Annotated in this window: 7 protein-coding genes; 3 read left to right on the forward strand and 4 right to left on the reverse strand. The window is 60.7% G+C overall.

Features of this window, described 5'->3' with window-relative positions; translation table 11 throughout:
- Positions 1-2 precede the first annotated feature (2 nt).
- Both addA and addB read right to left on the reverse strand, forming a co-directional pair.
- Positions 3-3,917 (reverse strand): helicase-exonuclease AddAB subunit AddA, encoded by a 3,915-nt coding sequence (addA, locus tag G7K71_RS03270; protein WP_166343474.1) that lies wholly within the window; start codon positions 3,915-3,917, stop codon positions 3-5.
- Entirely contained in the window at positions 3,895-7,506 is a 3,612-nt protein-coding gene (addB, locus tag G7K71_RS03275; RefSeq protein WP_166343476.1) for a helicase-exonuclease AddAB subunit AddB, read from the reverse strand. The genes addA and addB overlap by 23 nt, the downstream gene beginning before the upstream one ends.
- Positions 7,507-8,161: 655 nt before the next feature.
- Between addB and G7K71_RS03280 the strand changes: the two genes are divergently transcribed.
- From G7K71_RS03280 to G7K71_RS03290, 3 genes are all read left to right on the forward strand, one after another.
- The gene (locus tag G7K71_RS03280; protein WP_166343478.1) at positions 8,162-9,706 is read left to right on the forward strand and encodes an SLC13 family permease; all 1,545 of its coding nucleotides are present in this window, start codon (positions 8,162-8,164) and stop codon (positions 9,704-9,706) included.
- Positions 9,707-9,798: 92 nt separating this feature from the next.
- Positions 9,799-10,380 carry a transferase gene (locus G7K71_RS03285; protein ID WP_166343480.1) on the forward strand — a complete coding sequence of 194 codons (582 nt, stop codon included), beginning with the start codon at positions 9,799-9,801 and terminating at the stop codon, positions 10,378-10,380.
- Positions 10,359-11,777 (forward strand): SLC13 family permease, encoded by a 1,419-nt coding sequence (locus G7K71_RS03290; protein WP_166343482.1) that lies wholly within the window; start codon positions 10,359-10,361, stop codon positions 11,775-11,777. Before G7K71_RS03285 ends, G7K71_RS03290 begins: the two co-directional genes overlap by 22 nt.
- 67 nt (positions 11,778-11,844) lie before the next feature.
- Here the strand turns inward: G7K71_RS03290 and G7K71_RS03295 are convergent, their stop codons facing one another.
- Positions 11,845-12,402, reverse strand: coding sequence for a CBS domain-containing protein (locus G7K71_RS03295; protein WP_166343484.1), 558 nt, complete (start codon positions 12,400-12,402; stop codon positions 11,845-11,847).
- Positions 12,403-12,451: 49 nt separating this feature from the next.
- On the reverse strand, positions 12,452-13,702 hold the full coding sequence (locus G7K71_RS03300) for an anti-sigma factor domain-containing protein (protein WP_166343486.1): 1,251 nt from the start codon (positions 13,700-13,702) through the stop codon (positions 12,452-12,454).
- Between the last annotated feature and the right edge of the window lies 1 nt (position 13,703).

Below are 13,703 nucleotides of genomic sequence, written 5' to 3' on the forward strand. Positions count from 1 at the left end.
CTTCAAACCGCCACCGCCCGGTTGAGGACGAAGAAGTAGATGTACTTTTCCAGAACCGGCCTGGCCAGGATTTTTACCGCCGCCCGGCTGTAGAGGTCGAGCTGAATGCGGTAGCGGCGCACCGCGTCCCCCAGGCCCTCTTCCGTCAACCGGTCAGTCTTGTAGTCGATGATCACCAGGCCGTTTTCTTCCACCAGCAGGCAGTCGATGACCCCCTGGAGGAGGATGAACTCTCCCGGCGGCACTTTATCGCTTAACTCCGGGTAAAACTCCGGCACCTCCAGGCCCAGGGTAAAGGGCACCTCCCGCCAGAGTCGACCGTCTCTTGCGGCGGTTAGTACCCTTTTGCCCAGGTCTGTCCGCCAGAAGCGGGCGATCTCCGCCGGTCGGACCAGCTGCAGTTCTTCCGGGCGCAGGATTTCCCGCTCCACCAGCCGGTCCAGGTGCCGGCGCACCCCCGCCTCATCCGGGAGATCTTCCAGCTCCAGGCTCTGCATTACCAGGTGCACCACCCGGCCCCGTTCGGCTCCGCTCATGTGCTCTCCCGTGTAAAAGGCGGGCAGGTCAAACCCGGGGGGGAATTCCTGCAAAGTCACCGCCTGCTCCGGGGGTGGTGCCAGCCTTTCAGCCGGTACCTTCTCCGTCCAAATTTCCCCGGGCACCTCCTCACCGGTCCACTCCTCCAGCTCCTCGTGCCGGTGCCGCCATTCGGTAACCGTGACTTTGGAAGGCAGGCGGGCCAGCTCCCGGTGGGGGCTGATCCAGAACAGGCGCCGGCGCAGTTCGCCGGGGCTCACCAGTTCAGCCCCGCCGCCCGGCCAGCTTTCCTCCTGCTGCCGGAGCCAGTCCTCGGGCAGCGGTTCCAGCCGCTCAAGCCACCGGGTCCAGGAGGGACCCCCTTCTTTCGCGCCCGAACCGGCTTCCGCCCACAGCCCCTGGAGAGCCGCCGCCGGCCACAGGTGCACCTGCCAGCACCCTGTCCCGGCCGCCGCCGGCTCCCCGCCCGGGGAAAACCCGGCCAGGGCCGGATGGCTCCACAGGGCCGGGCCCAGCCAGTCCAGGGCACACCTGGCCCCCGCCTGCAGGGAGACGCCCAGGGACCCTTCCGGCAGCACTGTCGCCACCCGGCTCCGCCAGCCCTCCACCTGCCGGTCCAGATTGCGCACGGCGGCGGCCAGGATCAGGCGCTCCCGGGCCCTGGTCAGGGCCACATATAAAAGGCGCATCTCTTCGGCCAGGGTTTCCAGGCGCAGGCGCTGCCGGATCACCCGGTGGAGAACGGTGGGGTAACGCACCCCCTTCTCCAGATCCACCACCACCGGCCCGCAGCCCAACCGGCGGTGAAAAAGAAAGTTGCCGCTAAGATCCCGCAGGTTGAACCGGCGGCCCAGGCCGGTTACCACCACTACCGGAAATTCCAGGCCCTTGGCCCTGTGGACGCTCATGATCCGCACCACGTTTTCGTTTTCGCCCAGGGAGCGGGCGGCATCCATGTCCCCGCCCCCATCCCGGAACTGCTCGATAAAGCGCAGGAAGCGGAAGAGCCCCCGGTAGATGGTCCCCTCAAAACGCCGGGCCCGGTCCACCAGCGCCCGCAGGTTGGCCTGGCGAACCACCCCGCCGGGCATGGCTCCCACCAGGTCGTAGTAGCCGGTCTGGCGGTAAAGTTCCTCCAGCAGTTCGGCGGGCGGCAGCCGCCGGGCCAGGTCCCGCCACTGGTCCAGCCTTTTCAGGAAACGGCGCAGCCGTTCCGCCAGCTCCGGGTCCACCCCCGGCGGCTGCTGCGCAGCCTTTTCCACCGCCGTGTAAAAGTCGCCTTCAGGGCAGGCCAGGCGGATCTCCGCCAGCCGTGGGGCATCCAGCCCCACCAGGGGTGAACGGAGCACCGCCGCCAGGGGGATGTCCCGGCGGGGGTTGTCGATCACCTGGAGGGCGGAGAGTATCGTTTCCACCTCCGGGGCGTCGAAATAACCCCCCGTGCCGTCCGCGTAGGCCGGAATATCCAGGCGGCGGAACTCCTCCAGAAACACCCCCACCCGGCCCCTTAAGGAACGCATCAACACCACCACATCCCGCCAGGTGACGGGCCGGTACCCCCCTTTTTCCCGGTCGTAGACGTGCAAATTCTCCTGGAGCACCAGCCGGTGCACCCGCTCCGCCACCCACCGGGCCTCCAGGCGGACCAGGTCCAGTTCCTCCATGTCCGGCTGCCCGTTTTCTTCCCGGCCTTTTGTGCCGGCGTCCTGATCCGCTTCCGGAGCGCGGAAATCCAGCAGGTGAATCTCCACCGGGCCACCCGCCGTCCCTGCCGTACTTTCCGGAAAACTGGCCCCGGGGCAAAGGCGGGCTTCTTCGTCGTAATCCAGCTCCCCCACCTGCCGGGTCATCAGCCGCCCGAAGAGGTAGTTGACCGTCTCCAGGATCTCAGGCCGGCTGCGGAAGTTGGCGCGCAGCGTCAGGCGCCAGCCCGGCCCGGGCTCCTGCCCCGGAGCAAGAGGCCTGAACCGGTGGTAGCGGTTTAAAAAGACCGTGGGGTCCGCCAGCCGGAAGCGGTAAATGCTTTGCTTGACGTCACCCACTAAAAAGCGGTTATCTCCCCGGGAGACCAGCTCCAGGATGGCCTCCTGCACGCCGTTTATATCCTGGTACTCGTCCACCAGCACCTCTACAAAGTGCTCCCGGTATTCCGCGGCCACGGGGGAAGGAAGGAGGGGTGCCCGGGGATCCGCCGGCGCTTCCTCCCCCCAGGGGGAACCCTCCCCGTTTTGGGCCAGAATGGCCAGGGCGTAGTGCTCCAGGTCGGCAAAATCGGCCACGGCCCGCTCCAGCTTGGCCTGCCGGTAGGCCTCCTCAAACCGCAGTACCACCGCCACCAGCTCCTGCACCAGGGGGGCAACCCGGGCCAAATCGCCAATCATATCCGCCGGCAAACGGGAGAAATATTCATTAAACAGGACCTGCGCCCGCTTTTTGATATGGTCCCGCAGTTTTTTCACCCGCTCTTTAATTTCATCCAGCGCCTCTCCCCTGGCCGTCCTGGGCAGGGCCGGCCACTTTTGACCCTCTTTCAGGGCCAGCTGCAAGTCCTGAAAGGGTTTGTCTACCAGTTTCAACCAGCCCCGTACCCTTTCCAGGTCTTTTTCCAGTACCGGTGCGTACTGCTGCGGCCCGCCGGGACCGGCGGCCAGGTGCCGCGCCTCTTCCAGGACGTCCAGCCAGTCCTCCAGTTCCAGGCGCATCATTTCCTGCCACTGTTCGTGCCAGGGCTGCTCTTCCCAGGAACGGGCCGCCGCCCCGGCCAGGGATTCTGCCACCCAGTTCAGCCAGGCCCGGGGCCGGGGCAGGCTCAGGGCAAAATCGTACAGGCGCAAAACCAGCTCCACCAGCTCCCGGTCGTCGCCGTGGCGTCCCGCCAGGACCCGGGCCAGGTAGAGGAAAGGTGCATCGGGCGGCGATTCCCGGTGCTCCTCGTAATATTCCTCCAGAACCTCTTCCAGTACCTCTAAGCGTAAAAGGGACGCTTCGTTTTCATCCATCACCCGGAAGCCCGGATCCAGTCCCAGCAGGTAGAAGTGGCGCCGCACCACCTCGCCGCAAAAGGAGTGCAGGGTACCGATGGAGGCCCGGGGTACCAGGAAAAGCTGGCGCAAAACCAGGGGGTGCGCCGGGCGTTCCTGCAGGGACCGGTTCAGGGCCGCACCCACACGCTGGCGCATCTCCCCTGCCGCTGCGTCGGTAAAGGTAACCACCAGCAGGCGGTCGAGATCCACTGGATTTTTTTCGTCCAGCAGGCGCCGGATAATCCGCTCCACCAGCACCGCGGTCTTGCCCGAACCGGCAGCAGCCGAGACCAGCAGGTTCCCTCCCCGGGTGGTAATGGCTTTTTGCTGCTCTTCAGTCCAGCGAGTAGAGGTCAAGGCCCTCTCCCTCCTCTTGAGCGGCCCTCTTCCGGAGGCGCTCGCGCAGCTCTCTGGCATCTGCAACCAGGCTCCGGTAGTGGTTTTCGGGCAGCCACAGGTCGAAACGGCACACGGGACGGTACAGGCAGGCATTACAGGCGCTGCTGCTGCCCGCTTTCAAAGGGGCGATGTCCACCCGTCCCTCGATAATGCCGCCGGCGATTTTCCTGAGCAGCCCGCCCAGGACATCCAGGAGAATCCGGAACTCCCCGGGTGTAAATACGGACGCCTCGTGGCGCCTGGAAAGGCCGCCGCCGGCATTCAATCCGGCAGGCACCAGCAGGGATGTGGCCCCGGCTGCAAGGGCCCGGTCCAGCAGGGAGTACAAACCGGCGCCCTGATCCACCAGCCAGCCGGATAATCTGAACGCCTTCAACCACTCCCGCTCCAGTTCCTCCGGTGGCAGGTCCGGCTGGACCAGATTCAGGATGGGCCGCTGCACCTGGAAGTAAAAGGCGCCCGCCGGCAACAGGGACTGCTGGTAGCGGCGGCAGAGAACCGCAAAGTGCTCCAGGGCCACCCACAGGTAAACCAGAAGCTGGAGCTGTACCCCCGCCAGCACACCGGGAAGGCTGAGCCCGCTGGGACCGGATTTGTAGTCGATAACCCGCAGGTAAAGGGCATCAGCGCCCCGCCCCAGGTCCACCCGGTCGATGCGTCCCCCAAGGCTTAAAGCAATCTCCTCGCCCAGGTCCAGCTCCAGGGGGGGCAGAACCAGCCGGGGCCAGAAGGGCAGGGCATTTGTTCCCGTACCCGGAACCCGGGGCGGTACCTCGCTCCCCTGCGGACCAAAATAAACCTCCAGGGCTGCGGGACGAAAACCGCTTCCCTGCATCTGCCTTACCAGCGCCCGGGCGGAATCCTTTACCCGCTCCAGCAGGCGCTCCTTTTGCTGGCGCAGGCGGGTGCTGGAGAGCAGGATGCGGTTTTGCAGGCGGGAAGCCAGGTTGTCCACCAGTTCCGCGCATATGCGGTGTACGTCCTCTTCCCCCAGCTCTTCCCAGGAGAGGCCGTTCCCCTGCACCCGTTCCACAAAGAGCCGCAGGGCTTCGTGGTACAGCTGGCCCGTGTCGGGCGGTGCCAGCCGGTATACCGCCCGCTCCTCCAGCCCCAGGCCATAGTCCAGGAAATGGGCGAAAGGGCACTGGACGAACCGCTCCAGGCGGGAGACGCTGCTGAAGAGCTTGTACTTTTGCCCTTCCCGCCTGCCCCAGAGCCTCAGACCCAGTTCGCGCCCCAGGGGGGATTCCACATTGCGCCCCGTCAGCCCGGCTGTTAAAATGGATAATTTCTCCCGCCAGCTTTCCTTTTCCAGCAGCAGGTTATGTACCCGCCACCACAGGGGGTGAACGGGGAGGCCCCAGGATGCTTCCCGCCAGCGCAGGGCCAGGCGGGGAAGCAGCCCCGCCGGGTGCTCCACGTACTCCACGTCCGCCGCGCCGCCCGGCGGCTCCACCGGGAGGAACCGGGGCTTTAAATCCGGCAGCAGCTCCCGCACCCGGCGAATCACCGGTGAGGGAGTGACGGCCCGCCCCTCCCCATCCCCCAGGGGATAGCTCAAGAAAAGCTTGCCGCCCGTACGGGTCAGGACCTGGTAAATCAGAAATTGCTCCTGGTGCAGCCGGTCAACGGTACCGGCGGGCAGTTCCCGGTCCCGGTCCCGCAGCAGCAGGGTGAGCTGCTCCCGTTCCCGTTCGGTGAACACCCCGCCGGTGCGGATGCCGGCGGGCAGCGCCCTTTCGGTGAGGCCGGGCAGGAAGAGGGCCTCTACATCCCGGGGCGGGCGGGAGCGGTCCAGGCTGCCCACGGTCACCGCATCCAGGGCCGGGGGAATCAGGGAAAGGCGCATGGCCTCAAGGCCCGCATCCAGCACACCGGACAGCTCCGCTACGGTAAGCTCTACGTTCCCCAGCACTTCCACCAGCTCATCCAGCAGGCCGCTCACCAGCCGCCAGACCTGGCGGTGTTCCCGGGCCAGGTCGGGATGCCCTGCCTCTTGAGCGGCCCGGCTCCACTCATCCAGCTTCCGGGGCACTTCCAGATCCAGGCACAGCTCCAGCAGGATCCGGGCCCACTGCCGGCCGGAAAGGCGCACGGCACGGCCCGGTGCACTCTCCCGCGCCTTCAGCTGGGCGGACCGCAATTCCCTGATCGCCTGCCAGCGCATGCGGTTGATCTCTTCCAGTTCCGGCGGCGGGGACTCCTGACGCTCCCCGTCCTCTCCCCAGGTGCGGCCGGGCAGGTAGTTCCAGGGCTGCGGGTTGTACCAGCGGCTCCCCCGGATGCCGGCCGCCAGGACGTAATTTTCCAACCGGTCCACTTCCCCGGCATTCAACCGGGCCAGTCCCGTCTTTAAAAAGCGGAATACGGGCTCGTAGGCCCAGTTCTTCTGCCACACCTCCAGGGCCGCACGCAGCAACTCCACCAGGGGGTGGTGGATCACCGGCTGCTGGTGGTCGATAAAAAAGGGGATTTCGTAGTCCGCCAGCATCCTCCGGAACAGGGGGAAATAGGTATCCACGTCCCGCACGGCCACCATGATCTGCCGGGGGCGCAGGCCCTCTTCCCGCAGCAGCCGCCGGATGGCCCGGGTTACTCCCTCCACCTCGGCCCGCAGGTTCACCCCGGCCAGCAGGCATACCTTTTTTACGCTCCCGGTATAGGGAACGGTGGGATAGCGGAAAAAGTGGCGCTCCAGGTGGGCCAGTTCCGGCGCCCGGGCCAGGCGCCAGGTGTCACCGGGCACCAGATACTCCTCCCGCACCGACACATTGGCTTCCCGGGCCAGGCGCTTAAGGCGCTCCCGGGTCTGCCAGGGCTTGACAAAGGGATCGTGCTCCTGCGGGCGCCCGGTGATGGCAGGATCAAGGCACAGGGTTACGGTTATTTCCCGGGCTTTGGAAAAAAGTGCCCCCAGTACCGCGTATTCCTGCGGGGTAAAGGAGGAAAAGCCGTCCACCCATACCCGGCAGTTATTTAAAAAAGAGGCGCTGGAAAGGCGCTGGGCCAAAAGGTCCAGGTAATCATCGGGATCGGTGAACCGTCCGGCCAGCTCTTCCCCCAGCCGCCGGTAAACCAGGCACAAATCCTGAAGCTTCTGGCCCAGCTGGCTATCCCCGCCGGGCACCAGTTCCTCCAGGTCTTCCGGGGCAATCCGGTGCATTTTCAGCTCGCCGATTACATCAGATAAAGAAGCAAGAAAACCCGGCCGGTTGGCCAGGGAACCCATCAGGCCAAGGTTTTCCCTTTCTTCCATCAGGATTTTTTTAAGCATCATCCGCCGCCCCAGCTCGCTAACGGGGAGGCGGGCCGCGCCGCCCGCCTCCCGCAGCACCCGGTGAGCCAGGCGGCGGAAGCTGTACACCTGGGCCCGCAGGCTCCCTCCCCGGGCGGCCAGTTCCCGCTCCATGTTAAAAGTGGCCTGGGCCGGAACAATCAGGAGCAGCGGGGGACCCAGGGGTTCCCTTTCCAGCTCCGCGCAAACCTCCAGCAGGCAGCGGCGGGTTTTACCCGTCCCCGCCCGTCCGATTAAAAGACGCAAGCTCATCCCCCATCCCTTCTCCGGCGCGTAACTGATACTTATCCTTACCCAATTCTACCCGAAAAAAGAATTCCTGGCAATTTTTCTTTCGGAGGCATCTGCCCGGGCTCAACGTCACCCGCTTCCGTGCAAACGGCGTCTTTTTTCATCTCTGTTAGTGGGCGCTGAAAGCGTCACTTGTCATCACAATTCCCGAAAAAAATTTACCTGCGTTTAGAAAACTTGTGCTTGATTTCACGCAGTTCTTGTGCTATGATGGGAGTGACAAAAGTAACCTGATTTGTCAACACACACTTGTCCGAAGGTAGTGCCCTGGGCCTTAAAGGCAAGGAAAGGACAGGCGGTTTTTTTAAACGCACCTTAGTGCACTCATTCACAACTGCATGTGTCTTATCTCACATTTCGCTCCTGAACTTAAAGCAATTCTTTCCCGGCGTTCTTCATTACAATCCCAAAAACAGCTAGCTGTGAGCATTTTAACTGATTAAATAAAGAAGGGCAGCGCTTATCCCGCTATGACTTTCGGTTACATGGCCTTTTTATACCTAGAATAGTACATAAGTTCACAATTTGCCGGGAATCTGATGCGAAGGGGGTGGCGGAAGCTCTATCCAGCTACATCACGGTCCAGTGACAATGAAAAAGGCAAGGAGGGGTTTTCATGGCCAAAACTTTAGAAGATATCACCGGGCGCGCCCGGTCCCAAACCGCCGCCAGACCTTCAGAGGCACCCAAACCACTGGAGTTGCAAAGAGAATTTAAGTGGGACTTGAAGCGCACCGTATTTATCTCCCTTGGCCTGGCGATGTTTTTCCTGCTCTACTTTTTACCCCCGCTGCCGGTAGCCGTGGACCCGGCGGGTAAAGAATTCGCCCTCTCCAGGCAAGGCCAGCTGGCCATCGGGCTGTTCCTTTTAGCCGGCATCTGGTGGGTATTCGAGGTTATTCCCATTGGAGCTACCGCCCTGGCCATCGGCATCTTCCAGGCCCTGTTCGGCATCCGGCCGGCCGACGTTGCCTTCAGGGATTTTATGGATCCTTCGGTCTTATTCATCCTCGGTTCTTTAATGGTCGGCCTGGCCTTTACCAAAGTGGGCCTGACCAGGCGGCTGGCTTTCAAGATGTTGCAGGTCACCGGCGAAAACACGAAGATGATTCTTTTGGGAGTTTTCGTGGTCACCGTTATCCTGACCCTCTTCATGGCCCATACAGCTGTGGCCGCCACCATGTTCCCCATTTTAATGGCCATCCTGGGACTGTACGGCACCAGGGAAGGAGAAACCAGCCGGTTTGGGAAGGCCCTGTTCATCGGTATGGCCTTTACCGCCGGAGCGGGCAGCGCCATTACCCTGCTGGGAGCCGCCCGGGGTATAGTGGCCCTGGGGTTCTACAAGCAGATTACCGGTCATGAAATCAGCTTTGCCCGATATACTGAGGTTATGGCCCTCTACGGCTTCGCCATGATGTTCTTAATCTGGCTTTTGATGATCATCTGGTTCAGGCCGGAAAAGGACCGCATTGCCGGTCTAAAGGAAAAGGTGAAGGAGCTTTCCGCCGGCCTGGGGCCCCTGAGTAAACAGGAAATCTTTGTGGGCGTAGCCGTGGCGGTAGTGGTGGCTCTCCTGGCTTCGCAAAACTTCATTCCGGCCCTGAAAAGCCTGAACAAGAGCGCCATCATGCTCACCCTGGGCTTGTTGTTCTTCCTGACCCGGGTATTTACCGTGGAGGATCTGGAAAAGCGGATTCCCTGGAATATAGTCCTTTTATTCGGCGGAGCCATGTCCATCGGCTTTTGCCTGTGGCAGACCGGGGCCGCCCAGTGGATGGCGGTGCACTGGCTGGGCATGTTTAAAAATGCTCCCTGGCTAATCTTCGTGCTGGCCATCTTCTTCCTGGTGATGGTCATGACCAACTTCATCATGAACGTGGCCGCCATCGCCATCACTCTGCCCGTAGCCCTGATCATTGCCAAATACCTGGGGGTCAACCCGGAATTGATCCTGTGGACCTCCCTGGCCGCGGCGGCACTGCCCTTCTGCCTGCTGGTGGGGGCGGCACCCAACGCCATCGCCTACGAATCCAAACAGTTCTCCGCCGGTGAGTTCTTCGTGGTCGGCATCCCGGCCAGTATTATCGCCCTTGTCCTGCTGGCCGTCTTTGCCCTGACCGTCTGGCCGCTCCTGGGTGTGCCGGCACTGGTAAAATAAAATCAGCACTGGTAAAATAAAAATAACGTGTCGGGAGCGGGCCAGCCGCACGCACACGGCGGGCCCGCTTGCCTCAATAGGAGGAACACAAGATGCTGCAGCATGCCCCGGCAGTTAGCTGGAAACCCGGGGGGTTCCCCGTGGTGAGTGCCAACGCATTTGTTCATGAAACGGCAGTTATAATTGGAGACGTGGTCATCAAAGATGGGGTTGCCGTATATCCTTTCGCAGTGCTCCGGGCCGATGAAGGATTTCCCATTATCATTGGCGAATACAGCAACGTACAGGATGGTGTGATCATCCATTGTCTTAAAGGCGGCAGCGTAACCGTGGGCAAAAGGTGCAGCCTGGCCCACGGGGCGATCATCCACGGACCGTGCGAAATCGGGGATGATACTTTTGTGGGGTTCAGGGCCATGGTTATGCGGAGCCGCCTGGGGAGCAGGTGTTTTGTCGGCCACGGAGCTCTGATCGATGGTGTGGAAATACCCGGCGGCAGGTATATCCCCAGTCTTGCCGTGGTGACGACACCGGAGCATGTAGCCTCCCTGCCGGAGGTCTCCCCGGAACGGGCGGAATTTGCCAGGGAAGTTCTCCGGGTCAACCGGGAGCTGTGCGGCGCCTACTTAAATCTCCATAGGAGGGGTGAACTTTGTCCGAACAAACCCAGGTAATCTTTGCTACGGCTGTTTTTTTGCTCACCTACGCTGTGATTGTTTCCGAAAAAATCCACCGGGCGGTGGCCGCCCTGGTGGGAGCAGCAATACTGGCCCTCACCGGAATTTTGAACCCCGAAGAGGCTACCCACGCCATTGACTTTAACACCATCGGCCTTCTGGTGGGCATGATGATCATCGTGGGCATCACCCGCCAGACGGGCGTCTTTGAATATCTGGCCGTCAAGGCGGCCCGCCAGGCCAGGGGCGAACCCCTGCGCATCATGGCCGCCCTTTCCCTGGTGACGGCAGTCCTCTCGGCTTTTCTGGACAACGTGACCACGGTGCTGCTGATTGTCCCGGTTACCTTTGCCATCGCCGGCCAGCTGCAGATCAGCCCCATACCTTTTCTCATTGCTGAAATCCTTGCATCCAACATAGGCGGCACGGCCACACTGATCGGCGACCCGCCCAATATCATGATCGGCAGCCAGACCCACCTGGGATTCATGGATTTCGTAATCAACCTGACGCCGGTAATTATAGTTATCTATATTTTAACAATTTTCTTATTGCGCCTGATTTACCGTCGCCAGCTGGTGGCCCGCCCGGAACTTCAGGAAAAAATTATGCTCTTGAATGAAAGGGATGAAATCAAGGATCCCGTCCTGTTGAAAAAGTGCCTGGTGGTGCTTTTTCTAACCATAATGGGATTTGTCCTGCACCAGTACCTGCACCTGGAGTCCAGTGTCATCGCCCTTTCCGGAGCCAGCCTGCTGTTACTGATCACCCGGGAAGACCCGGAACATGCCCTGCACGCGGTGGAATGGCCGGTAATCTTTTTCTTCGTCGGCCTCTTCGTAGTGGTGGGAGCGCTGGAAAAGGTGGGGGTAATCGAGGCGGTAGCCCGCTTTTCCCTGGAAATCACCCAGGGACAGCTGGTGCCGGCGGCCATGCTCATCCTGTGGATTTCAGCCCTGGCCTCGGCTTTTGTGGACAACATCCCCTTCGTGGCTACCATGATCCCCCTCATTCATGACATGGGGCGCCTGGGCGGGATGACAAACCTGGACCTGCTCTGGTGGGCGTTGTCGCTGGGTGCCTGCCTGGGGGGTAACGGTACCATCATCGGCGCATCAGCCAACGTCGTGGTTATCGGCATGGCGGAGAAGAGGGGGCAGCCCATCTCCTTCCTCGGTTTTATGAAGGTGGCTTTTCCGCTAATGATCATGTCCATCGTAATATCCACGGCCTACCTCCTTTTCTGGTACCACTACCACGGGCCGGTATCCCTGGTGGGAACCCTGGCGGCGGCAGCCGTACTGGGGCTGGTGACCGTTCTGTTGAACAACGCGCTCTTCCGCCCGCAAGACCGGTCCGCAGCCAAGGTGCTGTCCAAGTACAACGAGGCCTAGAAAATGTACAGTTTAAACCTTACCCGCCTTAAATGGCGGCTTTTTTTCACCGGTGCTTTATTGTTTTTCATCCGCCGGTAACGATTCTGCTCAGTTCAAGAAACAGCTCCTTGTCCCGTAAAAGACCCACCACCCGGTTCTTTTCCACCACCGGCAGGATTTCAAAACCGCTGTGAGATAAGAGAAAAGCCGCCCGGCTCAAGGGATCCCGGGGCCGTAACGTTGCCGGAAAAGGATGCATGGCTTCCCGCACTTTTCTATTGGCCATTTCCTGGACGCGTGAGGTAAACAGGCCGTTATAGGAAGGGGGCTCTTCCTGGGGGAAGGGAATTGACCATCCGGCATATGATTCCCTTTGGGGCAGTGGCAAGTGGGCCAGGGCCAGCAGGTGGTCAACTTTTAGTAATCCAACGGGGACTTTTGCTTCCAGCACCACCAGGGGTGGAATGGCTCCCGCCCGTGACTGAAGGGCAACTCTTTTCAGCAGGCAAATGGCATCCTTCAGGCTACCATCCGCAGGAATAGTCTGGCAGGCTTCCAGGGAAACCATTAACTCTTCCACGGTTTTTTCCCGTTTAAATGACCTGGCCAGGACATCGCCGGCGGATTGTACCAACGCAGGCATCTTGAATCCCCCCTACCCTGCTGCTGGTAGTAATCCAGGTAACTACATTCTACCACTTTCGCCGGCTGTCTGGCAATGCAGCTTTATTATGATCACCGTTTTGGTTGTTCTTTCTATCTTTGTTATCTTTTAACTCTTTGTTAATGCGAAAGTCCTGATCACGATCTGTGGTGCCGGGAAGGACTTTGTTGTCACGAAGTTCTTGATTATCATTATCATGTAGACCCTTGCCTTCTTGTTCCTCGTTCTTATTAATTTCTTTGTTAATGTTACGTTCCTTGATGCCACTATGTTCCTGATCATTGCCATGCGGGGAAACTCCCTGGGTGCGCAGGCCGGGCTGTTCCCGGGCATCGTCAGGTAACACCGGTTTAACAGGGACACTTGTTTTTTGTGCCGGGGTACTGGCACCGGGGTGCACCCGGGGGGCTTTATCCTCCGTTATGGAAACCCGCTCAAGACCTTTGTTATTTACCGAACCGGATGGAGGATGATTACTCCTGGCTTCAGGACCCGGTTGGGAAACCGGTTTGGGCAGATCCACCCACCCGGTGTAGCCGTGTTCGCCCAGCACTTCCCCGATCACTATGCCCTTCTTTTTCTCGAGGCTGGCGATACCTTCCCGCTTTAACTCTTCCAGGCCAATATCCAGGCCCTTTTTACTTCCCTCCACATGGATTAGATAACGGCCCGTGGACAGACCAAGCTTGCGGGCCTGCCGGCGGATCTCCGGTGTAGCGGTTTCCACCACCACCTCGGCCGGCACTCCCGTCGATTGCAGGGACTTAACGATGGTCTGGTATATCTCCCCCGGCTGCAGCGCCGGCTCCCGTCCATTTTTCGTGGTAATGGTGGTCAGCACGACGTTGTTTTGAGACGGGAGAAGATAGTTGGACTGAACCGCCCGGGTAAGTATGGTGGCAATGGCCTCTTCCACGGGACGGCCAAGCACGGCAGCCCGGGATAGTAGGATTTCCCCGGCGGTATTCAAACCTCTCGCCTCGCACACGTATTCCCGCCGGTCCAGGGCCATTTCCACACTTGGGTTGATGTCCATGGAGACAAAAGCCACTGCCTGGCTCAACCAATCATGATAAAGAAGACCTGCTCCTAATAAGATCAAAAGGCACGCAGCAGCCATCAAAGACTGCCAGAAAACAGGGCGCTTGCGGTGAATATAGCAGATCTCCTCACCCAGACGCACTCCGCCAGCGGGCAGGGGAATTTCCCGGAACTGCGCATCCGGCGTGAGAATGATGCATGTTTTGGCCTTAATCTCCACGACGATGCCGGTAATCATT

It is taken from the genome of Desulfofundulus sp. TPOSR, from assembly GCF_011393055.1.
GTDB lineage: Bacteria > Bacillota > Desulfotomaculia > Desulfotomaculales > Desulfovirgulaceae > Desulfofundulus > Desulfofundulus kuznetsovii.

Bases quoted from the DNA above. Each gene is read 5' to 3' on its own strand.
- addB (WP_166343476.1), bottom strand. From the start codon at position 7,506: ATGAGCTTGCGTCTTTTAATCGGACGGGCGGGGACGGGTAAAACCCGC.
- G7K71_RS03280 (WP_166343478.1), top strand. From the start codon at position 8,162: ATGGCCAAAACTTTAGAAGATATCACCGGGCGCGCCCGGTCCCAAACC.
- G7K71_RS03285 (WP_166343480.1), top strand. From the start codon at position 9,799: ATGCTGCAGCATGCCCCGGCAGTTAGCTGGAAACCCGGGGGGTTCCCC.
- G7K71_RS03295 (WP_166343484.1), bottom strand. From the start codon at position 12,402: ATGCCTGCGTTGGTACAATCCGCCGGCGATGTCCTGGCCAGGTCATTT.
- G7K71_RS03300 (WP_166343486.1), bottom strand. From the start codon at position 13,702: ATGATTACCGGCATCGTCGTGGAGATTAAGGCCAAAACATGCATCATT.